This is a genomic window from Mucilaginibacter paludis DSM 18603, assembly GCF_000166195.2.
Classification (GTDB): domain Bacteria; phylum Bacteroidota; class Bacteroidia; order Sphingobacteriales; family Sphingobacteriaceae; genus Mucilaginibacter; species Mucilaginibacter paludis.
In genome coordinates this window covers 2360834-2384387 of the sequence record NZ_CM001403.1, presented here as the reverse complement: position 1 = coordinate 2384387, position 23554 = coordinate 2360834, and the positions used below count along the sequence as shown (strand labels likewise).

General features: G+C 42.1%; 24 protein-coding genes and 1 pseudogene. 18 read left to right on the top strand and 7 right to left on the bottom strand.

Annotated features, from left to right (window positions below):
* Both MUCPA_RS09850 and MUCPA_RS38205 read left to right on the top strand, forming a co-directional pair.
* Nucleotides 1-771, top strand: coding sequence for a hypothetical protein (locus MUCPA_RS09850; RefSeq protein ID WP_008506109.1), 771 nt, complete (start codon nt 1-3; stop codon nt 769-771).
* A gap of 52 nt (nt 772-823) precedes the next feature.
* A complete protein-coding gene (locus MUCPA_RS38205; protein ID WP_040625821.1) occupies nt 824-1075 on the top strand; it encodes a hypothetical protein in 252 nt (83 codons plus the stop codon).
* Between the two features lie 265 nt (nt 1076-1340).
* Here the strand turns inward: MUCPA_RS38205 and MUCPA_RS09840 are convergent, their stop codons facing one another.
* The 5 genes from MUCPA_RS09840 to MUCPA_RS35910 all read right to left on the bottom strand — a co-directional run bounded on the left by MUCPA_RS09840 (nt 1341) and on the right by MUCPA_RS35910 (nt 8614).
* Nucleotides 1341-2114: an alpha/beta fold hydrolase gene (locus MUCPA_RS09840; RefSeq protein ID WP_008506108.1), complete on the bottom strand. Its 774-nt coding sequence runs from the start codon at nt 2112-2114 to the stop codon at nt 1341-1343.
* 128 nt (nt 2115-2242) lie between these two features.
* Entirely contained in the window at nt 2243-2638 is a 396-nt protein-coding gene (locus MUCPA_RS09835) for a VOC family protein (protein WP_008506105.1), read from the bottom strand.
* A 1220-nt stretch (nt 2639-3858) separates the two neighbouring features.
* A complete protein-coding gene (locus MUCPA_RS09830) occupies nt 3859-6339 on the bottom strand; it encodes a DUF5686 and carboxypeptidase regulatory-like domain-containing protein (protein WP_008506103.1) in 2481 nt (826 codons plus the stop codon).
* Nucleotides 6340-6476: 137 nt separating this feature from the next.
* Nucleotides 6477-7307 carry an alpha/beta fold hydrolase gene (locus MUCPA_RS09825; RefSeq protein ID WP_008506101.1) on the bottom strand — a complete coding sequence of 277 codons (831 nt, stop codon included), beginning with the start codon at nt 7305-7307 and terminating at the stop codon, nt 6477-6479.
* Between the two features lie 74 nt (nt 7308-7381).
* Entirely contained in the window at nt 7382-8614 is a 1233-nt protein-coding gene (locus MUCPA_RS35910) for a helix-turn-helix domain-containing protein (RefSeq protein ID WP_008506100.1), read from the bottom strand.
* Between the two features lie 352 nt (nt 8615-8966).
* Here MUCPA_RS35910 and MUCPA_RS38200 point away from each other — a divergent pair, with 352 nt between their 5' ends.
* The 6 genes and pseudogenes from MUCPA_RS38200 to MUCPA_RS09790 form a co-directional block, all read left to right on the top strand.
* Entirely contained in the window at nt 8967-9146 is a 180-nt protein-coding gene (locus tag MUCPA_RS38200; protein WP_040625820.1) for a hypothetical protein, read from the top strand.
* 104 nt (nt 9147-9250) lie between these two features.
* Nucleotides 9251-9805, top strand: coding sequence for a carboxymuconolactone decarboxylase family protein (locus MUCPA_RS09810; protein ID WP_008506099.1), 555 nt, complete (start codon nt 9251-9253; stop codon nt 9803-9805).
* 63 nt (nt 9806-9868) lie between these two features.
* Nucleotides 9869-10282 carry a nuclear transport factor 2 family protein gene (locus MUCPA_RS09805; RefSeq protein ID WP_008506098.1) on the top strand — a complete coding sequence of 138 codons (414 nt, stop codon included), beginning with the start codon at nt 9869-9871 and terminating at the stop codon, nt 10280-10282.
* 27 nt (nt 10283-10309) lie between these two features.
* The gene (locus MUCPA_RS09800; RefSeq protein WP_008506096.1) at nt 10310-11185 is read left to right on the top strand and encodes a helix-turn-helix domain-containing protein; all 876 of its coding nucleotides are present in this window, start codon (nt 10310-10312) and stop codon (nt 11183-11185) included.
* Nucleotides 11186-11659: 474 nt separating this feature from the next.
* Nucleotides 11660-11941: a hypothetical protein gene (locus MUCPA_RS09795; RefSeq protein ID WP_008506095.1), complete on the top strand. Its 282-nt coding sequence runs from the start codon at nt 11660-11662 to the stop codon at nt 11939-11941.
* Between the two features lie 253 nt (nt 11942-12194).
* A pseudogene (locus tag MUCPA_RS09790) lies at nt 12195-12569 on the top strand (PDDEXK nuclease domain-containing protein); the annotation flags it as partial.
* 451 nt (nt 12570-13020) lie between these two features.
* Here the strand turns inward: MUCPA_RS09790 and MUCPA_RS09785 are convergent.
* A complete protein-coding gene (locus tag MUCPA_RS09785; RefSeq protein ID WP_008506094.1) occupies nt 13021-13725 on the bottom strand; it encodes a hypothetical protein in 705 nt (234 codons plus the stop codon).
* 404 nt (nt 13726-14129) lie between these two features.
* On the opposite strand from MUCPA_RS09785, the gene MUCPA_RS09780 reads away from it, so the two are divergent.
* The 6 genes from MUCPA_RS09780 to MUCPA_RS09755 all read left to right on the top strand — a co-directional run bounded on the left by MUCPA_RS09780 (nt 14130) and on the right by MUCPA_RS09755 (nt 18540).
* Entirely contained in the window at nt 14130-14717 is a 588-nt protein-coding gene (locus MUCPA_RS09780) for a TetR/AcrR family transcriptional regulator (RefSeq protein WP_008506093.1), read from the top strand.
* A gap of 97 nt (nt 14718-14814) precedes the next feature.
* Nucleotides 14815-15606, top strand: a complete 792-nt coding sequence (locus MUCPA_RS09775; protein WP_008506092.1) for an alpha/beta fold hydrolase — start codon at nt 14815-14817, stop codon at nt 15604-15606.
* 28 nt (nt 15607-15634) lie between these two features.
* On the top strand, nt 15635-16438 hold the full coding sequence (locus MUCPA_RS35905) for a class I SAM-dependent methyltransferase (RefSeq protein ID WP_008506090.1): 804 nt from the start codon (nt 15635-15637) through the stop codon (nt 16436-16438).
* A gap of 19 nt (nt 16439-16457) precedes the next feature.
* Nucleotides 16458-17156 (top strand): hypothetical protein, encoded by a 699-nt coding sequence (locus MUCPA_RS09765; protein WP_008506088.1) that lies wholly within the window; start codon nt 16458-16460, stop codon nt 17154-17156.
* Nucleotides 17156-17653, top strand: coding sequence for a DUF302 domain-containing protein (locus MUCPA_RS35900; protein ID WP_008506087.1), 498 nt, complete (start codon nt 17156-17158; stop codon nt 17651-17653). Before MUCPA_RS09765 ends, MUCPA_RS35900 begins: the two co-directional genes overlap by 1 nt.
* A 20-nt stretch (nt 17654-17673) precedes the next feature.
* Complete coding sequence (locus MUCPA_RS09755) at nt 17674-18540, top strand: NmrA family NAD(P)-binding protein (protein WP_008506086.1); 867 nt, start codon at nt 17674-17676, stop codon at nt 18538-18540.
* 36 nt (nt 18541-18576) lie between these two features.
* On the opposite strand, the gene MUCPA_RS09750 is transcribed toward MUCPA_RS09755, so the two are convergent.
* Nucleotides 18577-18894: a winged helix-turn-helix transcriptional regulator gene (locus tag MUCPA_RS09750; RefSeq protein ID WP_008506085.1), complete on the bottom strand. Its 318-nt coding sequence runs from the start codon at nt 18892-18894 to the stop codon at nt 18577-18579.
* Between the two features lie 232 nt (nt 18895-19126).
* On the opposite strand from MUCPA_RS09750, the gene MUCPA_RS09745 reads away from it, so the two are divergent.
* From MUCPA_RS09745 to MUCPA_RS09730, 4 genes are all read left to right on the top strand, one after another.
* Nucleotides 19127-20167, top strand: a complete 1041-nt coding sequence (locus MUCPA_RS09745; protein WP_040625818.1) for a sensor histidine kinase — start codon at nt 19127-19129, stop codon at nt 20165-20167.
* Nucleotides 20164-20871, top strand: a complete 708-nt coding sequence (locus MUCPA_RS09740) for a LytR/AlgR family response regulator transcription factor (protein WP_008506083.1) — start codon at nt 20164-20166, stop codon at nt 20869-20871. The genes MUCPA_RS09745 and MUCPA_RS09740 overlap by 4 nt, the downstream gene beginning before the upstream one ends.
* A complete protein-coding gene (locus MUCPA_RS09735; RefSeq protein WP_008506082.1) occupies nt 20868-22022 on the top strand; it encodes a serine hydrolase domain-containing protein in 1155 nt (384 codons plus the stop codon). Before MUCPA_RS09740 ends, MUCPA_RS09735 begins: the two co-directional genes overlap by 4 nt.
* A gap of 110 nt (nt 22023-22132) precedes the next feature.
* Nucleotides 22133-23518: a S41 family peptidase gene (locus MUCPA_RS09730; protein WP_008506081.1), complete on the top strand. Its 1386-nt coding sequence runs from the start codon at nt 22133-22135 to the stop codon at nt 23516-23518.
* Nucleotides 23519-23554 lie beyond the last annotated feature (36 nt).

Here is a 23554-nt window from a genome sequence, read left to right as displayed (position 1 = left end):
ATGAAAACATTTCCATATCGTTTACTGCTGCTGCTGTTAGCTACCGCTATATTTTCCTGTAAAAAAGGAGAACCCCTAAAATCTGAACACCGCTTCGGTTCCCTGACAGCGGCACTTGCGGACCTGCCGGGTACCCCCGTCATGGATATTTATTTCAACGGCAAAAAACTCCCGGACAGCCTCATCGCAGGAGGCACCTACGGTTTAAGCCCGAAGCTTTTACTCGATGCGGGGGTAAAAGCCAAACTCGCCTTTAAAAAACATGGCACGGACAGCCTGCTGATCGATACACTGGTCACGATCCCTGCCGCAAATCTATTGAATTTCAGGCTGGCCTACAGCGAGGATCTGGGATTAAAAACCTTCCTGGATGCGGGTGCCAGTGTGGGTGTGGATTCCGTCAAAATGCAGCTTTTCAATAACCTGACCACACTGCTGCCGGATGGTATCACCGTGGATGGTTATTTGACCAGAGCGCATAACGATGGCAGCGGTATCATCGACGACCTCGGCGTAATGCCCGACCTTAACCGGAAAACGATTTCCAAAGCGATGATCCTGGCACTGAACGACCCCTCGGGGACACCCTATGGCTATATTGTCCGCCTAAAGGACAAGGCCAGCGGACAGTTTCTAACCGATGATTTCTTCGGGGAAAGCCTGGCTTTTTCATTCGACAGTTCTGCCGGAGGTAAAACCGCCATCGTCAGCCTGGTACAAACGATACAAAGAGGAAAAAAGAAATTCGCTGCGAATATCGCTATCCTGTAAAAAACGATCAAAAGGCAGCGCCCTGAAAAGCCTGCCTTTTGTATTCAAAACCATGACTACTACCCAATCCGCGATCGTCCTATTAACTGTATTGGATATGCTTATCCTGTTATTCGTATACCGGTTTGACCGCAGGCACTACAGAAAACCTTTAACTCAACAAATACACACCCGGCATTTCTTTTGCAACCCAGCATACGATGATCAGGTTAACCGTTTATTGCTCAGCAAAGGCGGTTTGCTGTTGTGCACTATTTTATTTACCCTGATATTCATATTACAGTCGCTTCATGGCTTCAACTGACGATAAAGAACATCGACAACAAAACCATAATTCACGCTTGCTGATTTCCGGAACACTCGTCGCATTAATGGGTTCGCTCTGCTGGCTGCTTATTGTTCAGATATGCAACTTCCTTTTCGGCTGAATCCAAAGCAGCAGTAAGAATACGTAGGCTGCCCTGGCCTTCGCTATTGTCGCGCGACGTTATCAGTAATAGCTCTTTGAATTATAATTTTTAATGATGGAACTGGAAGACGAACTTTTAGAGATTAATATTGCCTGTTTGTTATTGTTTTAATAAAAAGGCCTCAACGATATTCATATAGGCATCCGGTTCCTCGAACATAGGTGCATGTCCGGAGTATTGCATTTCTTCAAATGTTGCATTTTTTATTAGGGAAGCCACTTCCTTTCCGTCAGCAGGAGGGTTCAAGCCATCATATCTTCCGCTGATCACTAGCGTTTTTGCTATAACCTTGGATAATTGATTCCTGAAATCGAAAGCACCAATTGCTTTATTGGCAGCATTGAATTGTTCGGCACTTAGCTTGGTTTCAAATACCTCCAAATGGTTTTTCATCAGTTCGGGGTCATACACCATAAATTTTAATAGTTTCAATATGGTTTCATGCATATTCAAACCCTTAATTTCTTCTTCATTTTCTTTAAATAAACGCAGTATCGAAGAGGTAAGTCCATTGGATTTGGTAACCGTCAGTATTAGTTTATCAATACGATCCGGAGCGGTGATGGCAACCAACTGAGCGATATAGCTGCCCATGGATACGCCCAGTAAATGCGCTTTTTCGAAGCCAAAGTGATCCATGATTTCAATAATATCCTGAACATGATCTTCGAGGGTAAATGCTGCCGGCTTATCAGACTGTCCGTGGCCACGGCAATCCAATGCCACCGTTTGGAAGTTTTTCGAAAGTGGTTCAATTATATTTTTAAAATGAGCCTGGTGATCTCCGCCGTTTCCATGGATTAAAATAATAGGAAACCCGGTTCCTTTGACTTCGACATACAGCTGAATGCCATTAATTTTTATAAGTCCCATATAGATGATTAAACGTGTTTTTGCTATCAAAAGGTATACTTCTGAAAAGACGTAAAAATTAAACTACGTTAATTTTTGTTATCGTAATTAAAGGCTTGTCAATTATTTTTATGTTCGAGCAAAATTTGTCAGCTGAATTTTTGAATTGCTTCAAGCGTAACTGGTGTGAAAAAGTTGATCAGGTTACCATCCGGATCGCGAAATAATAGCGAGCGGTTTCCCCAGGGCATGGTCGTAGGGTTTTGAACAACTACAGGTACCAAGGCTTTAATCCGCTCGTAAGCTTCGTCTACGTTGTCCACCAGGAATTCAATGATCACACTTTTATTGCTGGCCGGCTCGGCAATTCCCTCGCCAAATAAACTCAAGGTACGTGTACTGCCGATGGCCAAAGTAGCGGTGCCGTTAGCCAATTCTGCAAAATCTTCTGTGAACCATTGCGCCGTCAGACCAGTAACACTTTCATAAAATGGCACCAAACGTTTGATGTCCCCGGTAATAATTCTTAATGACTTTAAATTCATGATATAGCTTTTTATTGTTTTTGATAGCACAAGAATAATAAGCCATAGTGACAACCCTATGTCAGGAGGATTGAATAATAAAAAACATTCTTTTAATGTCCTTACTAAACTCGAATGCCATATTCGAAAACGGCCGACCTTATTAATAGGTGGATAAGGTCATCAAGGCGGTGTTTTAACGTAATACGCATCTTATAGCACTCAACTTTTAGGTAGAAGCAATTTTTAATTATTACTATCAGTAGTAATGAATTTTGCAGTTCATTACTACTGATAAATGTTATGCTAATCCTGCATGCTTTTATTTTGTCTTAAATTGATCAATTATTACCTTTTCCCATCTCATTATATTCCTTTAATCTTTCAGGAAAATCGGCCAGCCACTTCAAATCAACGATGAATCGCGATGTAATTTGTACGGTTAAGCACCCTTTTCTGAAAAGCCTTTTTACAGCAGTAAAAGGGCTTTTTTTATGCCCTGAGGGCTTTTTTTTCGATAAAATTCTAATTCGTCACCACACACACAGTATTTTACCCGTTTATTCAAACAAAAAGCAGGCGTTACGCCGAATGATTATCGGATGTTTAATTAAATAAACTTATTTAGAATTCATATTGGGCATTTTTCTATAATAGAGTAAGTTATAAAAAATCGTGATTGCCAAGTTGAAAAGATAGCCGAGCTGAACTTGCTCGGGATATGTTTATGCTTTCCTTTACCTGTGTGGTATTAACGCTGTAGATTTATACTTAAGTAACTATAAAATCAAAGATGGAAGGATAGAATATAACAGGTCAAAAACCAAGGGTAAAAGACAGGATAAGGCTTTTATTAGTATTAATTAACCTGATGAAGCTCACCCATTCTTATTCAAATAAAGGAACATGCTTTCTGATAGGTATGCCACCATTACTAACCTGAATAAGGCTCTTAGTAAAGGCATGGCAGATACAAGAAGTTTAACAGGCATCAGCATTATATTTTATTGGGCACGACATACCTTCGGAAATCTCGCCAGAAACAAGTGTAGGAAATCAAAAGATGATGTTGCATTCGATTCCACTTTGGAACTTATTAATATCGTAACAAAATAGAAGGGGCTCTGACATGCGACCCTGCCCTGACCGAAACCAAGATAGATAATTTGGTTTGCAGCATGCCAAACCCTCGTTCATCTGTAGCCTTTTTTAATACGTTATAGCGTTATTGAATGCTAATATCAGCGTGAACCTTTAGTTTGAGGTAATATTATCCCAATTTTAATTCCTTCTTCGCTTTTCTTTCCATCTTTGTACGATTGCACGTACGTGAGCCTGAAATTGAGGTACTGCACACCCGCTGCAACCTCGTAATAGCTTTTAAGCACAGGCGTGGTTAAATAATTCAAATCTATAATTTCCTGCAGTTTTAGCTTACGGATTAGTGGGACGTTATTTAAGATATATCCTGAAAAATTGTGTTCGATATGGGCTTCAAAATATTTGTCTGGTGTGCTGTACCGGTATGAATCCAATAACAAAAACCGGTTTGACGATATGAGATTTATGAAACCGTCATTACCTATAAACTGGGCATAATCTATAAAGTATAATTGCTTAGCACGTAAAAACTTACCTGCCCCAATATAAAAAGAAGACTTGCCATAGATGCCCATGTTTACGCCCTCCTTTGATAAATTTGTTGAAAGCACATCATAATCCACATCAGAGGCGAAAATGCTTTTAATACCCTTTGTATAGCTCAGCTCCAGCTTAGGGTAAGCAGAGGGCAAATAGTGTTTACCTGTAGGGTAAGTTTCGTATTTATTACTGAAATTGTAACTGGTGCTTGCATTAATGGTAAATGATTGATTTTCGGGAAATAAAGACTGATCAATATCTGGAGTATTGGGGTTATTGGATGTAAAAGCCTTATCCCGGTTACCAAAGCTGTAAAAAGAACTGTTAGGATACCATTTGCGGTTGGCATACGTTGTTGAAATTCTTCCAAGCCAGCCCCCAGCTATCCTGGCCGATAATGATGCCTGGCCAAACTTTTTTTCATAAAGCTTCTCAAGATTTTGCCTGTCGAACAAGGTACTAATAGTGTTATTAGCGGGATCGATTGGCTCGAGGTTGTTCAAGTCATACATGCCTGTACCGCCGCTAAGGCCCAGGATAAAACGGCCTGCCGGTATGTCGGCCATTGCATTGGCATGGAATAAATGATTGCCAAAACCGTAACGCACATTTCCGCCCAGAAGCAAGCATTTACTATCGGTAGAATCTATCTGTTTAGTAAATGTTGCACCATAATTAACCGTAAGGCCTTCTACTGTATTATAAAGGAACGAGGGTATAGTCGGGTTGAAATTAAGGTATTCATTAGTATAACGGTTACGATGCAGCACACCTGTGAATAATACCTTGCCGGGAGTTACCTTATTGTATACCCGGTCAAGCGAATCGAGGTAGGGCTTTGATTCACGCCTGGCCGCCATAATAGCTTTTTTTCGGTAATCATTTGTTTCTTCTAAAGTTAGCGGTACCGGCCGTTCCTGCTGCCAATAGGTCGAATCTTTTTTGTTGATGCCTTTGGACACGCGCAATACCTCCTCAGCAAAGTCTTTTTTATTGAGGGCAGGGTTGAGAACATAATTGCTGTAAACGGCAATAAAGTAGCCGCCGAATTTGAAGCCAAAAAGGCCGCCGGTAAACTCATACTTTACCGAAGCTGGCATCCATACTTTGTTGCCAACGGGTATATATTGTTCCTTTATTTTTAAGGTGTCAACCACGTTTAGGTTGGCGCTTTCAGTTATCTTCAGGTCTAAACTATGTATGCGCCAGCTATCCTCCATAATATAGATCACCCCGGTGAACGCCGGTTCGAAAGCATGCTTGGGGGTCAGTTGTATCTTGTTTACAATTTCGCCGTTCTCTTCAATAGCGCCCAGCCATTTATAATAGTAAAAATTGAGTGCATTATCCGCAATGGGCGATATCAGCGGGCGGTTGCTCAGTTGGTCCCAGTATTGAAAATTCTCGTACATATTAACCTTAATATCTGATGCCCTGTTAAAGCTGAACGCCTGGTTACTGCCTGATACTTTGGATGAGATCATTTCTTCATGTAAAAGGTCAGGTTTTATGAAGCTGAGTTTGGATAGTGATTCTGAAAAGTATATAACACCCCGACGGTTGGAGTCAAGCCCAATCTCGCGGCCTATCTTGTTCATATCCCTGCCCAGAAACTTTTTGGGTGCGGCCAGTAGTTTTTGTAAACCTTTAAGGTATACATCGGCACTGTAGGTATCAACCTCCTTTAAGTAGGTTTTACGTTTGCGGATGGCATTGCGGATGATACCATAGGCGGGGTCTTCGCCGGTGGCGTGCACGGCCACTTCATTTAATTGGTACGAAGCTACATGGAGTTCGATATTTAAAACAACATTTTTTGCCACAGTTATCTTACGTGTTTCCTGTTGAAAACCGATGGCCTTAAATAAAAGTTCATAATTGCCGGCTGCTACGTTAATGCTGTAAGCCCCATCGCTGTTGGCAGAAGTACCCTTGGTTGTATTATGGATCAATATACTGGCAAACGGAATCGGTCTACCGGTGTCATCTGTAATAGTACCATTAATAGTGAGCTGCTGAGCGGATGCTATAGCATAGCTGATAATTAGCAAAAAGAATGCGATAACCTGTTTTTTAAGCATTTATAGGTGGTTGTTCCCTAAAGATGAATCTGTTAGGATAGTTAAGTGATGTATTGAATTCGGTTAAAGAGGCGAGCGTGTTCGGAATTTGAAATGAGGGATTTCCCAGCCATCTTATTTTTGACGGCAACTGTACGCTATGGCAACTTTGACAACAGCTGTCTGATGTTTTCAATGACTAAATAAGGTTCATCAAGCATAATAAAGTGTCCTGACTTTATTGTTGATAAATGCTGAAAAACTGTAACTCCATTTTTCAAGCTTTCATGAGCGTTATACCATAATTGTTTGTCGGCACTTGAAACCCCGGCACTGGTTTGCATACTTGTGATTACTGTTACTGGAACATTTGGCAGATTTGGTAGGGTTGACATATATTCCAAATCTTCGCGGAGCTCTCTTACCTCTTGTAGCACCCCAGGTCCGGCACCGTAAGTTTTTTTTGTTTCATCATATAACTTATCTTCCTCGTCTTGCGTCCAATGGTTATACAGTTCATGTGAAGAATCAAGAAACAAAAGCGCAGCTATCTTTGATGGATTTTTGAAGGCGTAAGCTCGTGCTATCAAACCACCTAAGGAATGGGAAACGATAATAACTTTTCTTTCACCGGCAACTGCGGCGATGACGGCAGCCAATTCATCGCTTAATCTGTCAATGGTTCGGGGTGACGGTCCTTTTTGAGATTTTCCGTAGCCAGCCCGGTCATACATCAACATATCGGAAATGCCAGATAGCGGTTTTCTAATCTTTTCTTCAGTCCAAACGGAGGCATCATTACCCAACCCGCTTTCGAATACGATTAAATATTTAGAGCCTGATGATGATGAATAAGTCATCAGCTTGTGAGTACCTAAGTCAACTTGTTTTTCGGACAAAACGGGATTAACCGAGTTTTTTTTGCAGGAAATACCTAATAGTGTAAAAAGCGTAATTAAGAAGAATGATGTTTTTAGTTTATATTTCATGAAGCAAAATTCGCTCGTAAAAAAAAATCGAACGTACTTCTTAATAAATATATTATTTTATAAAATACTGTAAGTCAATTATTTGATAGAGAAGAACTAACTTCTAACGCATTTTTTTTATTACACTGCTCTCTATATTCTCTGGGTGACAAGCCGGTGATTTTTTTAAAGAAAACATTGAAAGAGGTTTTGGAGTTGAAGCCACATTCAAACGCAATTCCTAAAATTGTAAAGTGATCATAAGCCGGGTCGTTAAACAAGCGCATGCATTCTTCAATTCTGTACCGGTTTATAAACGTGTAAAAATTTTCTTCCAAACATTCATTGAGCAAATACGACATGTGGTAGGTATTGGAAAGCATCATTTTACTGAGCTTCGGCAGCGTAATCTCACTATCTAAATAAGGCTTATCTTTTCTCATCAATTCTAATAATTGATATTCAAGCTTGATTACCTTTTCATCTGTCAATACTTTTTTCTTTAATGGTGTTGACCCGGGATTGACTGATATGGCAATATCGTGTGATACACAAATTTCCTGATTGTTAGATAGATCATCCACGCTCTGATCTTGCTCAGGAACAAAAAAAGGAGTGTCTTTTTGCTTCATAATCTGCACACCGATATAATAAAATGAGCACAGATAAATTATTGAAGCAATTAGGGAGAGTAAAGGCATGCCTGCAATGCTTTCTAACAACCAGATAACAGACAGCATGCATAATCCTATAGTTATTTGGATGAGCCATTTATAATCATTCCCAGTGAAACTGGATAGAAATAGCGGAATGGATTGCCTGTATTTTCTCAACTGCCTTAATGCCAAAAACAAATACCAAAAAATCTGTAGAAACAACAGTGTTGATAAACAAATACTTGCGATCTTCTCTATATGATTTTCTTTTGTTTTATTGGCAGCAATTACATCCGGTGGTATTTGAAAAGTTAAAATACAAACAGCAAGAAGGAAAATATATGGCAGGAAATGTAAGATAACTTTACCATTCAACTTTTTATCAACTGATGTTAAATAAACAGATGCCAAATAAAAAGATGGAGCAATGGCATAGGTGCCTGGCTGAAATATCAGCATTAGTACTGGATGCTTTAGGTACCCTCCGCCGGCACTAAATGCATCATTTGCAAAGTTTAGTGTAAGGAAAAACAAAAAGAGCGATAAAAAACGGTAGCCTATCAGTGCTGTGCTTTTTTTTGTAAAAGTTAAAAAAGCTAAAAACAATAGCGTGCTGGATATAACAGTGCTAACGTTAACTATAATTTGCGGGTTTAGGTTTAGTGAAAACATACTAATTGTCTACAGAGTTGCCAGCTATATCCATCGGTATTTGTTTCCTAAAACCAATTTTCCTTCCAAGGCTTTATAGGCAAAAACAATCGCAGATTTATAATTTGTCATATTCTATTTGAGTACAATTTTCGATAATTGTTACAACATATTTTTTTGCGTACTTGATTTATTTACTTAGTTATTATATAATTCTTTCATTTAAATATTGCCCATGATATTATTGTCGATTTGGGAAAGCACACTTCATCCAGTTCTTTTGTGTCGTTAGGTAATATGAGCCCCGGGAGATTTATCGCTGCCATCTCTGTCGGCTCATGTCTTGTGGTCTTCACGATGATTACAGCCATCTATGTTCGTATTTAGCCAGCCGTTCCGGCTTGATGTATTGCCGCTCGGTTTAAAGCCGCCAATCATTCCCTTGTCGGTATTGATTTTAGCCGGAGCAAATATCTTTTATACCATCAAGCTATATAAAAAAAACGCCCATACCGTTTATACAATAAAAGTATTTGAGGTTGTCCCCGGGTAATCATGGTCCTGATTGTCCATGCACCTGCACCGTTTATCCATGTTATCGATAATTTAAGCAGTGCACCTTTGTATTGTCAATGAAGACAAATAAAATTAAAAAAAATGTCACGTTTAACAGCACTTGATCCTGAAACAACTACAGGAAAATCTAAAGATCTTTTTACTGCCATTCAAGGCAAGCTGGGAATGGTTCCTAATATGATGAGAACTATGGCTAATTCGCCGACGGTTTTAAACGGCTATCTTGCTTTAAGCGGTGCTTTAGGAGGAGGAACTATCGGCGGAAAGCTTGGTGAACTGATTGCGCTTACCGTTGCCAACGCTAATAGCTGCGAATATTGCAATGCCGCACATACCTTTATCGGCGAAAAATTAGTCCATATTGATGCCGACAGTATTGCATACGCCCGTGAAGGTAGATCTGCTGATGCAAAAATTCAGGCAGCGCTTGATTTTTCAAGAACGATCATTGAAAAAAGAGGACTGGTTAATGACGCTGATGTAGATGCCTTGAAAAATGCCGGTTACGATGAAGCAGGAATTGCAGAAATTATCGCTCATGTTGGTTTAAACATATTCACCAACTATTTCAACAATGCCGCAAAGGTAGTGGTAGATTTCCCTGTGGTTGAGCTGGTTGAAACAGCCGCTATTTGATCGTGTTCACTCCCTAAAGAATGGATAGATTTGTATTTATCCATTCCTTAATTTAAAACTACTATGGAACAAAAACTTCCCTTGCCTCCATTTACCATGGAGACTGCATTAGAAAAGGTACAGCTTGCAGAAAATGCCTGGAACACGAAAGATCCGGAAAAGGTATGCTTGGCTTATACCATTGATACAGAATGGCGCAACCGCACTGACTTCATTAATGGTAGAGATGAGGTGAAAGCTTTTTTAGTTAGGAAATGGGAGAAAGAGCTGGATTACAAGCTGAAAAAAGAACTATGGGGATTTCGAGAAAATCGTATGGCTGTTCGTTTTGAATATGAGTGGCATGATCAAACCGGACAATGGTACCGCAGCTATGGCAACGAACTTTGGGAATTTGATGAAAACGGCTTGATGCGTAAGCGTTATGCCAGCATCAATGATCTTGAAATTTCCGTAGAAGATAGACTGCTGTTTTAATTGATATCAAACATTAATAAACAAACTTTGACAGCTCAAACCGCCTTTACATTAATTAATCCGCAAACGAAAGCTTTAGCCTTTAAGATCTTTGCTTTTGAAGACGATTCCTATTTTAACCAACAGAAAAACTACAACTACTATTCGATGCTTTTGGTGACTAAAGGAAAAGGCCGACTAACGGCGGATTTTTCTGAATATGAATTTACAGAAAATGGCCTGATAAGCTTTTCTATTTACCAGCCATATAAGATCAGGGCTGATGGTGAGTTTAAGGGGCTTTTAATCAATTTCCATCCTGATTTTTTCTGCATTCATAAGCACCATGATGAAGTCGCCTGTAATGGTGTGCTTTTTAATAATATATACGAATCGCCGCAGGTGCAGTTAACAGAATCGGAAATGGGCCTGCTTACCGGCCTGGTTGATCAGTTAAAGGTTGAAATGCAAAATATAGCAGTCGCCCAATATGAATTAATGATTGCATACCTGAAGATATTTTTGATCAATGCATCGAGGATAAAACTTAATATGCAATCCCCTAAGATATCCAATACCGAGAAGGAGCCATTTATATTAAAAACCCTGAAAGATACTATCGAAGAGCATTATAAAAGCAAGCACAGTCCCAGTGATTATGCAGATCTTCTGAACATCTCTGCCAAAGCATTGAACAGGATCAGTAAAACATATTTCAATAAAACCTTAAGTAACCTGATCTCGGAGCGCATAATTATCGAAGCTAAACGCGAATTATATCTTACCGCGAAGCCGGTTAAAATGATCGCATACGAACTGGGTTTTAACGATGAGTTTTACTTCAGCCGGTTTTTTAAAATCAATGCGGAAGTATCCCCTCAAATTTACCGGGATACGGTAGGATTTGCGAGGGCCGATGCCTGATTTATCAGATGAAATTAGCTGTCATTTAGTTGGCTTCTATAAATTCGTTTTGTAAGGACTGTAGTACTGAAGCATTATTCAACTATCCACTCTTCAATGGAAGAATAAATAAATAAAGAATGGCAAACTTTACGAAATCACAAAGTCAGAAGCCAACAGCAATATATCTTACCATAACGCTGTGTTTAAGGGTTGTGGTTTAGATCTTAACCTTAAATCAGGAAACAGGCAGAATTGGCGGCAGAATATATGGTTATGGATAATGTGGTGCCCTGCCCACTTATCTCACGTTTAGAACATTAAAGTTTAATATTGCTGGCTTGTCATGGCAAATAAACTCCTTATTGTAAAAATTGCCCCAACTGGTATTTTGATTTCCCCATTGATCGGAGGAGGGCTAAACCTGCACAAGCGATCTGATTACTGGCATAATTATAGCAATCTACCTAACTCATTGTATTTTAATCCGGTAGGATGATCCAAACTTTACTTTCCAATGAAAAAGTATTAAAGCTTATCCGGGCTAAAAGCAGAGCTGGGGCTGAGGCTTTATATGATCAATACGCGGTCGTTTTGCGTTTTGCCATATTTCGAATTGCGGGAGAAACGGATAATACCGACATCATTCTTGAAAAAGCCATCTGTAAAATATGGGACAGTGCCGACCTTTATAATGAGCATGAATTGCCGCTACTGGCCTGGATGTTAGGCATCGCTAAAGGTTTAGCCAAAGAATATTGCATTGTTCCCCTTTGAATCAGTTAGCGCCAGAATCAGTTAAATGCAACTGGCACCAAACTTGAATAACGCGAATCATCTACCTATGAATAAAAAAAGCTTTTGTCAGGAAAGCTTTTTTTATTCTGAAATCCGCTGGCCTTGATGCTGAATCTAAAACTCAGCTCAGTCAATGTTAGTACGCTTTTTATGAGTAGCGTTCAGCAATAATTTATTTTTATCCGTTTAAATTAATATTAGCACAAGGGAGTAACTTACAAGATTTTTTAATGGAAATGGGAAGAGGCTTTTGCTTGGAGGCAAGACAAAACGGATATTGATCGGTGATGAATATTTTTTTATCGATATGGTTTTATACCATCGGATATTAAAATGCCAAGTGCTAATTGAGTTAAAATCCGATAAATCTAATCATGCGCATATTTCACAACTTAACACATACCTAAATTATTACAAAAAAGAGGTGATAGAAGATACAGATAATCCACCTATAGGTATACTCATGGTTGCCGACAAAAATAATCACTTAGTTGAATATGCACTTGCCGGAATGGACAATCAACTTTTTGTTAGTCGGTATTTACTTCAACTTCCTGATAAGAAACAACTGCACGATTTTATTGCCGCAGAGATAAAGAAGTTATAGTTGGTAAATTGAAGTTTTTATTTGGCCAACGAAACTAAAAAATACCATGTCTGTAATGAAGGATGACCGCTTAGACGCATACAAATCTCTATTTAAAGCAGAGAGGATGTATTTGAGTTAAGAGTGGAGAAAAGCGGTAAAAGTAGCTATATGGCCGCCTATAGCTTTGACCCATATTGTTAAATGTGTAGTAAGTGCACAATAAAACATCCATATTAGATTAGGGGTAGTGTAAACCTCTCTACCATGGATAACAATTTTTCTGATTTACCGATCTTGCGAATCACTGTTAAAACCCAATTATGATTTTTTGACAGGTCATCATATCTTTGATTTTTTTCGGTAAATCGGCCATCGCTTTAAATCAGCGATAAACTTCGATGTAATTCGTACCGTTAGGCCTCCCTACATAAAAATGCGGGGCGTTTTTTTGTTAACATATTGCTCAGTCTCAATATTCCCATTCTATTTTATCAGGATACATTCTATTGTATTTAAAATCGTCGAAGCTATCGTAAAATTCGACACGCGGGTAGGTAGCTATTTCTTTTGCCCCTCTCCAGGTTAAATGAACAACAGCAAATTGTTTATTATAATTTTGTTTTCTTGTTACAAATAAAACATCATCATTCCTTGAATCGTGACATAGGGCCGAAATTTCAAAATCAGCTAATATATGCTGGTTTTTATTGGAAGTAATTATGTCCCCAAACGATTTATCTATATAAGTTCCGATCTCTTTCCTTAGCTCATTTTCAAATTCTATTTTTTGTTCAATTGAAATATCTTCCCAAGGGTCTTCTGTAAAAGGCCGGGGTTCTGTTTGAAGGAAAAAATCTTCAATTACATGCCTATCTACGCCAGCAATATCAATTCGCTTTGGTTCTTGTTGTAGCTCTTGAATATCATCAATTGCAAATCCTCCTGCTGCATAAATAAAATAACCATTATCAAGTTGAGCATTAAATCTCATCGCAGTCCATTTTTGATAATCGGGCTTACTTTTTGACCCAAAATCCCAAACAGCTTTTTGAATAGACTTATAGTAATTTTCATTTGGAATAAAATCCCCATATATACAACTCATGCTTTCATCCCCCAAACGTAATTCAGTTGTGCCAATATGTTTTTCATAGGAAAATATTTGTGCTCTCATCTTCTGTGTAATAGTGCTGATCTAAGATATGTATTTTTGATTGCAAGCTTAGCCGCTGTGAGTAAGCATTACTTTTGAAAAGCTGCCTATTTCAGGCCATTCATCTACAAAAAACGGCTCAAATTATGTTCAGTCATTGAGACTTTTTATGCCTTAATGGCAGTTTTTCAATAATAAAATCCGTCAGTTTTAACTCAGGCAGTCACAAATCCGTAATCGGTCTTTTCCAATCCAATAGCATTTTTATTATCAATATACTAAGCGTCGCAAGTGAATATAATGGTAGATTAAATGCTTTTGAAAAAATAAAATACTTAACAATTAGATAGTTATGTTTTAAATGGAAAATAAATTCGTTATTTTAGACCGATCGGTCTATATTTGTTCTGTCAAACAATAAGGACATGAGCAAAGCGGAAAGAACCAGGCAATTCATCATCGAACAATCCGCACCTTTATTTAATAAGAGAGGTTTGGCGGGTACGGCGATGAGCGATGTGATGGCAGCCACTAAAATGGCTAAAGGCGGTTTGTACGGGCACTTTGAAAGCAAGGATGAATTATCTTATGCCGTTGTTGATTATAACTTAGGCAAACTGGTGGATAAAGTGGATTATGCCATCAACAAAGCAGCTACGGCCAAAGATAAGCTGTTTGCATTTCTGGATGTGTTCAGCACCCCAGCGCAATTCCCGATAGAGGGCGGTTGCCCGATGCTGAACTTCGGCACCGAGGCCGATGACACCAGCCCGGTTATTACTCAAAAGGTAAAAGGCACTATTTTGAGCGCCCAAACTAAGATTGCCGCCATTATTGGAAAAGGTATCGCCAGCGGAGAGTTTAAGCCAACTTTTGACGCCAGGGAGTTTTCCATCAAAACCATGACCCTGATTGAAGGCGGTACACTGATCGGCCGTGTATTGGAAACGAACAGCCAAATGGAAATTGTCCTTAACATCCTGAAAAAAGAAATTGAAGAGCAACTGACATAACCTTTTTTTTTGATTTAAAAACGACCGATCGGTCGTTTTTAAATCGGTCTTAAATCAGAAACAACAAAATAAAAACAATCATAAAAATCAAATCACCATGAAAAAGTTAACCACCATCATCGCTATCCTGTTTTTAGCTTCAGCATTCGCCAGTGCACAACAAAAAAGCAATCGCTCAAACATCGTCATCGTACACGGCTCCTGGTCGTCTGCCGGGGATTGGGGCACGGTAGCCGCCCAACTCAAGACCGACGGAAACGATGTGACCGTGGTGAACCTGCCCGGACACGGCGCTGACGAAACACCCATTAACCAGATTAATCTCCAGGGTTATGTTGACGCGGTAAAAAAAGCCATCGGCTCCCAAAAAGACGTAATCCTGGTTGGCCACAGTTTTGGCGGCATTGTGATTAGCGAAGTGGCCGAACAGATCCCCTCGCAAATCAAAAAACTCATTTACGTGGCCGCCTATATACCTAAAAACGGCCAGAGCCTGCTTGATGTGGCCAATACCGATGCTAACAGCGATGTGCCCAAATACCTGCAAATTGAAAAAGAGAAAGGGATTGCCGGAATTGCAGCAAACGGAATTGCGTCCACCTTTGTTCCTGATGCGCCACAAGCGGTACAGGCTTATGTGGTAGCCCACTTTAAAGCAGAGCCGCTTGCGCCTTTAGCTGCACCGGTAACCCTTACCGCAGCCAACTTTGGCAGCGTTAACAAAGTATTCGTGCATACTTTCAATGATAAGGTTAACAGCTACTCCCTGCAACAAAGGATGGTAAAAGATGCAGGCATCACCCGCTTTTACGGACTGCCATCCAGCCATACGCCTTTCGTTTCCATGCCAGCCGTATTGAGCGTTATCATCGAAAACGAAGCTAAATAAATAATTCGTTCACCTAAAATAAAGTGTCATGAAAACGACCATACCATTCAGCGGATCAATCCCGCAGCATTACCAGGACCTGTTAACCCCATTTTTGTTCGATGGATTTTCAGCAGACCTGATGGAAAGAATTGATTTCTCAAACGCCTACAATGTGCTGGAACTGGCCAGCGGCACCGGCAGCGTCACCAAACAACTATTGAGGCACCTGCCGTCCGGGGCGCATTTAACAGCAACGGACTTACAAGCTGATATGCTCGAAACCGCTAAACAGCAGGTTACGGCAACTAACATTTCCTGGGATGTGGTGGATATGACCAACATTCCTTATATCGACGGACAGTACGATCTGATCGTGTGTCAGTTCGGGCTGATGCTGGTACCGGATCAGCTCAAGGCTTTAAAAGAAATGCAACGCGTACTGAAAACAGATGGGCGGTTGGTTATCAGCGTTTGGGCGGATATACAGGATAACCCGGTTTGGGAGATCAGCGGAAAAGTGATCGAAAGCTTTTTAGGAGCTAACCCGATTCTGCAGCTGCCCGGTCCGTTTTCGCTTTCGACCGAAAATGACACTAAGGAAATGTTGCAACAGGCCGGTTTCAGCACCATCAAATCCAGTTTGGTTACACAGTCCGGGCAAATAGCAAGCGCCGCTTCAGCAGCAAAAGGCTTCCTGCATGGCTTGCCGGTATTTACGGTGCTCAGTCATAAAGCACCCGGCCTGATGCCGCATATTGAGCACAGTTTGGAAAAGGAACTGGCCGCTCAATTGGGTGATCATCCGTTAATCTCTCCTTTAAAAGCCTGGATTTTTGACATCATTAAATAATTAAAAAAACTTAGCAATCATGGAAAATTTACCTTTATATATCGCCGCCACTTTCGGTATCACCGTTTTACTCACCATCTGGTTATTCAGTAAAGCTACCCACTACGCCAAACCCTTTCTTGTTTTTTTATCGGTTTTGACGATAGTACAGTCCGCCTTGGGCCTGTCGGGCTTTTACAGCGATGTTCATACCATGACCGCCCGTTTCCCTATGCTGGTTATTCCATTAACCGTATTTTGTATAGCACTTTTTCTGACCGCTAAGGGGCGGATGTTTATCGACAGCCTGGATATCAAAACGCTGACCATTTTGCATATCATCCGTATTCCGGTAGAAGTTACCTTGTTCTGGTTATTTGTACATCAGGCCATCCCACAGGCCATGACCTTTGAAGGCAGGAACTTCGATATCCTGTCCGGTCTGACCGCACCCCTGGTGTATTACTTTGCTTTTGTTAAACAGCAGCTCAGCAAAACAGTATTGATCATCTGGAATGCAGCCTGTATGCTTTTACTGATCAACGTGGTAGCCAGTGCTGTGCTGTCTTTACCGGTCAGGTTTCAAAATTTCGGCTTTGAACAGCCTAACGTTGCGGTTGGTTATTTCCCATTCTTATTGCTGCCTGCCATATTAGTGCCTCTGGTGTTATTCGCCAATGCTGCAGCTATCAGGCAATTGATCTATAATAAAAACATCATCCTCAAAAATTCAAAATAATGGAAACTCAATATACAGTAACCCATATTTCGGTCAAACTTGAATCAGGCTTTGCCGAATTCACAAGAGAACTGGAAGCGGCGCTTGGGCGGCTTGATGTACCAGCACTAACCAAGGCCGGACACGATGCTGAAGCCACCACTTTAGCCATTAAGGCTATGCAGGGCGAAGATGGAATGACTTTGTTTAACATAGAAGACCTGGGGCATTTATTGAGTTTAAACGGGCCATCCCGGACAGCTAAAAGATATTTTGTCGGCAATTACCTGCGCGCATCGCAGATCATAAGCACCGATATCCGCCTTGGTTTATATGCGCCATTACGCGTGCTGGTTTACGAAGCTGAAGATCAAACCGCTTACGCTGAATACGATTTGCCATCCTCCCAATTCTCAATGTTTGGTGATGAGCTGATCACCAAATCCGGTTTCGGATTAGACACCAAATTAAAAAATATCATCACCCTGGCCGACGAATGGGCCAAACTAAAAAATTAAACCATCAAAATTAAATCATCATGAAAAATCAAGTTTTAATAACAGGCGCTACAGGTGCTACCGGAAAAAATTCTATCGCTAAACTAATAGCATTGAATATACCCGTAAGGGCAATGGTTCATCAGATCGATGAACGTTCAAATGCATTGGCCGCCCAGGGCGTGGAAGTAGTAGTGGGTGACTTGTCTGATTTCAATTCGGTCAGCGCAGCTTTAAAAGGAATCAGTGCCGCATATTTTGTTTATCCCATCCAGGTTCCCGGCCTGATCGAAGCCACAGCTTATTTTATCCAGGCGGCATTGGAACAAAACGTCGGTCACATCGTCAATATGTCGCAACGCACCGCCAGGAGGGAATCGCCCAGCCATGGAGCACAAAATCACTGGATAGCAGAACGGCTGTTGGATCTTTCAGGCATACCGGTTACGCATTTGCGCCCCACACTTTTTGCCGAATGGCTTTCTTATTTTTCGGCTGAGATCAAAGGAAACAATCGGCTGTTATCTCCTTTTGGAAACGCGAGTTATGCCCCCGTAGCCGGAGAAGACACCGGGAGAGTGATTGCGGCTGTGCTGGCTAACCCGGATCAGTTTGCAGGGCAAACACTGGAATTGTATGGTGCAGAAGAAATGACGCAATTCCAGGTTGCACAAATACTCTCAGAAGAACTTGGCAGAAAGATCGACTATATCCCTATGGAGATCGAACCGTTCGGCGAAATGTTGAAGCAATATTTCACGCCTTACTTTGTACAGCATATTGATGGTGTGGCGCAGGATTTCAGAAGCGGCATTTCTGGAGGCATGAACGATAACGTCGAAAAGATCACCGGGCAAAAACCGCTGACGATCAGGGATTACATTCAATCACATATCCAAATATTTTAAGCTTCGCCTTTTTTGATCAGCTGGTGGAAGGTTTCTTTATAACCTTTCGCCCCAGCTTTTCATCGCCCTTAAAACCTCCATTATGCTTTCACCACCGGGCGTTAAGGCATATTCTACTTTAGTCGGCAAAATATTAAAGATCGTCTTTTCAACAATACTATGAAATTCCAGTTCGGATAGCTGCTGGTTCAGCATCCTTGCGGAAGCTCGAGGGATAGACCGATGCAGTTCAGATGGTCTTTTGAGGCCTTTACTGATATTAGCTAAAAGATTCGCCTTCCATTTGCCGCCGATTACTTCAATGGCAATGTTCAACCCACAGGTGAGGTCTTTAGCTATTTTCTTCTCGTACATGATGTGGCCTTAAGCGGGCCGCTACATTTCCGCTTTGCAAAACCTGATCTATCACCAGCAAAGCAAGCATTGCCAATGCCAGTATTTTAGCTGGCGCTTCGGTCATAACAAGTTACGCCAGACCGAAGAGCGTCGGCGCCGCGGATGAAAAAGGAAGGAGCGGCGGTTGATCTATATATCTGCGCGTTTCGTCTAAAAACCAGCGGCGCTTTTTAGGAATACGTACCTTAGTATGATGAACAAGGAACCCATCCTGCGCTTCCTGGTAGACCGCCCTTACCGTATTTACCGCCGGGTTGCCTTCGTACTGATCCTGCTCGTCCTGCTGAAAGGCGGGAACGAAGAGCACCGCTACGCGGACGATACGTTTGTATACCTGAAGCTGGGCGGACTGCTGGTGATGGTGGGCCTCACAGCGCTCAACCTGTATATACTGATCCCCCGCTTTTTATTTAAGGGAAAGTACGGGCGGTACTTTCTTTGGGTGGGGGGCGGAATCGTGCTGTCCTTCCTGGTTTTTGTTCAGGTACGCGCCTGGCTGCCCTCCCTGCGCCTGCCGGGCAACCCGGGCAAACCGATGGATAATACTGCCGACTTCCTGGCTTATGTGGTGCTGCTTTGTGTGCTCTGCGCCGCTACCGCCGGGATGAAACTCTTTCAGCGCTGGGTGACAGACAGCTACCGGCTCACCCAACTGGAGAATATCCGCATCCATACCGAACTGGACCTGCTGAAAAGCAATGTAAGCCCGCATTTTTTGTTCAATATGCTTAACGGCAGCGAAGTGCTCATCCATACCGAACCCGATAAGGCCAGCCAGATGCTGATCAAATTATCGGATCTGCTGCGCTACCAGCTCTATGACAGCGCGCGCGAACAGGTTTTATTGAGCGCCGATATTCGCTTCCTGCATGATTTCCTGTCGCTGGAAAAGATCAGGCGGGATTTTTTTGAGTTTAGTATCGAGGAGACAGGTACACACATGCCGCAAATGGTGCCGCCGCTGCTGTTCATTCCCTTTGTAGAAAATGCAGTGAAACACAATATCCAGTCGGAGGCCGGGGCTTATGTCCGGCTCGGCTTTGTATTAACAGGTACCGAACTGGTATTTACCTGTATCAATCCTAAAGGGCCGTTACCAACTCATGAACCGGGCGGCCTTGGTCTGCCCAACGTGCGGCGACGGCTTGAACTGCTGTTTCCGGCCATGCACAGCCTCATCATCCACAATAGCCCGGATAGTTATACTGTTAACCTCACCTTAAAGCTATGAAATGTTTGATTGTGGATGACGAACCGCTGGCGCGCAAAGGCGTGCAGTTGCACCTCAAAAAATACCCTGAGTTGGAACTGGCGGGCTGTTTCAATAACGCTGCGGCAGCGGCTGCTTACCTGTTGCTTAACCCGGTGGGCCTGATTTTTCTCGACATCCGCATGCCAGGGGGCAATGGGCTGTATTTTGCCCGGTCGTTAGGCAGGCAAACAATGGTGATCTTTATTACCGCTTTCGCGGAATACGCCCTGGATAGTTACGAGGTTGATGCCATTGGTTATCTGGTTAAACCGATACATGCCGAACGTTTCGACAAGGCGGTGCTGAAGGCGCTGGCCTATGAAAGGTTATTTAGTGAATCCCGCGATACTTCAGTTGAATTTGTGCCGGATCATCTGCTGGTGCGGTCCGACCGGCAATTTATCCGGGTGGCGCTGGATGAACTGCAATACATCGAGGGGCTGAAAGATTATGTGATCCTGCATCTGAAAGACCAAAAGATCATCACTGCGATGAACCTCAAACAGATCCATCAGAAACTGCCGCAGGAGCGCTTCCTTCGCGTCAGCAAATCCTATATCGTCAATACTTCCTTTATTAAAACCTTCGACAATAACGCCATTTATATCGGGTCCAACGAAGTACCGATCGGCAACAGTTTCCGCGATGCCTTTTTTGAAACATTTGTACAACGAAAACCATGAAAAGTATACGATTTGCCTGTATAGTATTGATAGTTTTGCTTTTTAGCGCATGCCGGAAAACCGATGCGCAGGATAAGGGCAAAGCGCCCCAAAAACACCCGCAGCCGGCGTTGTTCGTTTTTCCATCGCCTGGCGCTTATGATGCCGCTACCACCCTCAGCGGACGTTTAAAAGACAGCTTAGACCATACCGTTAATAACCTGTTCCGTATGACGGGCATGCCTGGACTGACCGCGGCTATGCTGGCTCCGGGTAAGGGTTTATGGCAAACTGATACCGGTTACCTCTCTAAGCCCGACCAAAGAAAAGTAAATCCCAACTCGGTATTTTATTGGGCCAGCGTGGGTAAACTACTCACCGCAACGGTTATTGAACAACTGATACAGGAGAAAAAACTGGACCGCGAAGACAAACTATCGCGCTGGTTCCCGGCTTTGCAGGACGCCCGTAAGATCACCATCGATGAACTGCTGATGCATACCAGCGGCATTTACAGCTTTAATAACGACCCTAAAGTTTTTGCCATTGACAGGTATTATTCGCCGGATGAATTGCTTGGCCTGGCCCACGCGCAAAAAAATCTTTTTCCCCCGGGCACAAATTGGTCTTACAGCAACACCAATTATTTACTGCTGGCGCTGATCGCGGAAAAGACCGAAGGAAAACCATTTGATGAACTCATCAGGGACAGGATCGCAGTACCCCTGCACCTGACATCCTTACGCGCCCTGAAGCCGCATGAACAACCAGCCAACCTCGCCGTGGCGCACGAGAACGGACAAATCGTCAAAGAAGATTATTCGGTACCTTTAGGCGCAGGGAATATCGTGAGCAACGCCAGCGATATGGTGATATTGCTCTACAGCCTGATGACCGGCAAATTAGGCCCGGTAGCACAGGTGCATGACCGCCTGAAAGACCTATATGCCATGCCAGATACAGGCACATGGTATGGCCGTGGCATGATGCTATACGATTTTAACGAAATTACCAATACGGATGATCTCTGGATCGGCCATAGCGGTGGCACCCAGACTTACCGCGCGCTACTGGTTTATGATACGGCATCCAAAACCTTTATCGCGGTAGCCATCAATGCGCATATTTCGGTGGAAGCGGTGGCCAGGAAACTGCTTTCCCGGCTGCGTTAGTCTAACAGATTCACCAGAACCTGCCGCAGCAACGTTTCCTGCGCGTCAGCAAATCCTATATAATCAATCAAAAAATGTATCTGATTACTAAACTTACGACTTGATACCGCATGAAAGCCCTGATCATCATACTTACGCTTAATTTGTTTGCCGTCCAAATGGTTTGGGGGCAATCCCCAGAGAAGTATACGCCATATAAAATGAGACAAGATGTGGATAGCCTGGTTAAATACTTATTGGAAACGCACCCTAATCCCTTTTACAGGTATCCGGAAGCTTCTTTTTTTAAAAATGTTTCCCGGATCAAAAGCCAGTTGGACAGAAATTTGAATAAAGTGGATTTTTATCTGCGGATAGCACCTTTGCTGGGAACTCTGGATGACGGTCATACCGATCTGCATATCGGCCAGTTTTATAACAGCCTAAATCCCTTTGTATTGCCTTATCATGTTAAATTATCAACAAAAAAACCTTTTATCACCTGCTCAGGAGCTTATCAAGGCTTAAAGGCGGAATTGCCTTTAGGCGCTGAGATCCTCAGTATCAATAATATCCCCGCGCTGAAAATAGTAAACGATATTATCGACTTAAACACAGGCGAAAGCCGTTTATTCAGGGCCGAGTTTGGTGCAACACGCTTTTATTTTTATCTCGAAGCGCTTTATAGGGCGAATGGTATTTACCAGCTGAAATACAAAAGCAAGGGCATTGTCAAAGCTATCACGATAAAGGGCATTCGTAAAACCGTACTCGATGACCTGGCTAAAAGGCAAGCTGATGGCAAGAATCATGCTGATCGGGTTTATGCACTCCGGCTCTTGAACGACGATCAAACGGCGGTTATTGATTTCAAAAGTTTCGATTGGAATGGATTTAAAAACTTTGCCGATTCGGCATTTAGGGTGATCAAAGAAAAGCATGTGCAGAATCTTATCATCAATTTAATCGATAACGGCGGGGGCGATTCGGATGTTGGCGACGCACTTTTTCAATACCTGTTAAATAAACCCTTTACCCAGTACGCCAAAGTGATCGGAAAAAACAGTGCGTTGTTAAAGCAACGCTTACGTGAACACCGTTTAAACAAACCGCTGGATAGCGCCGATAAAGTATTACTGGCCCGGCCCAACGGCTCATTGGATACCCAATATGTTGACCAGATAAGTATTGGAAACACCCCCCTGCGGTTTAACGGGCGGGTGATTTTATTGGTAAATATCGAAACCTATTCTTCGGCATCAGATTTTGCGCAATGTTTTAAATACTATAACAGGGGTATTATTATCGGTGAGGAAACCGGCGGATTAATCAAAAGCTATGGCGATATTGTGACTACTCACTTGCCAAACACCGGGCTCGAGTTAACGATTTCGAGCAAGCTTTATTACAATGTAGGCGCAAATGAAAATGACTGGAGGGGGGTAATTCCTGATATCTATTCATCGCCCGACAAAGCATTGCAACGTGCTTTGGATGTTGTCAATGGCAAAAAATAGCCCATTAATCAGATCCCCTGCTTGAATTGATCACGT

Bases quoted from the DNA above. Each gene is read 5' to 3' on its own strand.
- MUCPA_RS09850 (WP_008506109.1), top strand. From the start codon at position 1: ATGAAAACATTTCCATATCGTTTACTGCTGCTGCTGTTAGCTACCGCT.
- MUCPA_RS38205 (WP_040625821.1), top strand. From the start codon at position 824: ATGACTACTACCCAATCCGCGATCGTCCTATTAACTGTATTGGATATG.
- MUCPA_RS09840 (WP_008506108.1), bottom strand. From the start codon at position 2,114: ATGGGACTTATAAAAATTAATGGCATTCAGCTGTATGTCGAAGTCAAA.
- MUCPA_RS09835 (WP_008506105.1), bottom strand. From the start codon at position 2,638: ATGAATTTAAAGTCATTAAGAATTATTACCGGGGACATCAAACGTTTG.
- MUCPA_RS09830 (WP_008506103.1), bottom strand. From the start codon at position 6,339: ATGCTTAAAAAACAGGTTATCGCATTCTTTTTGCTAATTATCAGCTAT.
- MUCPA_RS09825 (WP_008506101.1), bottom strand. From the start codon at position 7,307: ATGAAATATAAACTAAAAACATCATTCTTCTTAATTACGCTTTTTACA.
- MUCPA_RS35910 (WP_008506100.1), bottom strand. From the start codon at position 8,614: ATGTTTTCACTAAACCTAAACCCGCAAATTATAGTTAACGTTAGCACT.
- MUCPA_RS38200 (WP_040625820.1), top strand. From the start codon at position 8,967: ATGTTCGTATTTAGCCAGCCGTTCCGGCTTGATGTATTGCCGCTCGGT.
- MUCPA_RS09810 (WP_008506099.1), top strand. From the start codon at position 9,251: ATGTCACGTTTAACAGCACTTGATCCTGAAACAACTACAGGAAAATCT.
- MUCPA_RS09805 (WP_008506098.1), top strand. From the start codon at position 9,869: ATGGAACAAAAACTTCCCTTGCCTCCATTTACCATGGAGACTGCATTA.
- MUCPA_RS09795 (WP_008506095.1), top strand. From the start codon at position 11,660: ATGATCCAAACTTTACTTTCCAATGAAAAAGTATTAAAGCTTATCCGG.
- MUCPA_RS09785 (WP_008506094.1), bottom strand. From the start codon at position 13,725: ATGAGAGCACAAATATTTTCCTATGAAAAACATATTGGCACAACTGAA.
- MUCPA_RS09780 (WP_008506093.1), top strand. From the start codon at position 14,130: ATGAGCAAAGCGGAAAGAACCAGGCAATTCATCATCGAACAATCCGCA.
- MUCPA_RS09775 (WP_008506092.1), top strand. From the start codon at position 14,815: ATGAAAAAGTTAACCACCATCATCGCTATCCTGTTTTTAGCTTCAGCA.
- MUCPA_RS35905 (WP_008506090.1), top strand. From the start codon at position 15,635: ATGAAAACGACCATACCATTCAGCGGATCAATCCCGCAGCATTACCAG.
- MUCPA_RS09765 (WP_008506088.1), top strand. From the start codon at position 16,458: ATGGAAAATTTACCTTTATATATCGCCGCCACTTTCGGTATCACCGTT.
- MUCPA_RS35900 (WP_008506087.1), top strand. From the start codon at position 17,156: ATGGAAACTCAATATACAGTAACCCATATTTCGGTCAAACTTGAATCA.
- MUCPA_RS09755 (WP_008506086.1), top strand. From the start codon at position 17,674: ATGAAAAATCAAGTTTTAATAACAGGCGCTACAGGTGCTACCGGAAAA.
- MUCPA_RS09750 (WP_008506085.1), bottom strand. From the start codon at position 18,894: ATGTACGAGAAGAAAATAGCTAAAGACCTCACCTGTGGGTTGAACATT.
- MUCPA_RS09745 (WP_040625818.1), top strand. From the start codon at position 19,127: ATGATGAACAAGGAACCCATCCTGCGCTTCCTGGTAGACCGCCCTTAC.
- MUCPA_RS09740 (WP_008506083.1), top strand. From the start codon at position 20,164: ATGAAATGTTTGATTGTGGATGACGAACCGCTGGCGCGCAAAGGCGTG.
- MUCPA_RS09735 (WP_008506082.1), top strand. From the start codon at position 20,868: ATGAAAAGTATACGATTTGCCTGTATAGTATTGATAGTTTTGCTTTTT.
- MUCPA_RS09730 (WP_008506081.1), top strand. From the start codon at position 22,133: ATGAAAGCCCTGATCATCATACTTACGCTTAATTTGTTTGCCGTCCAA.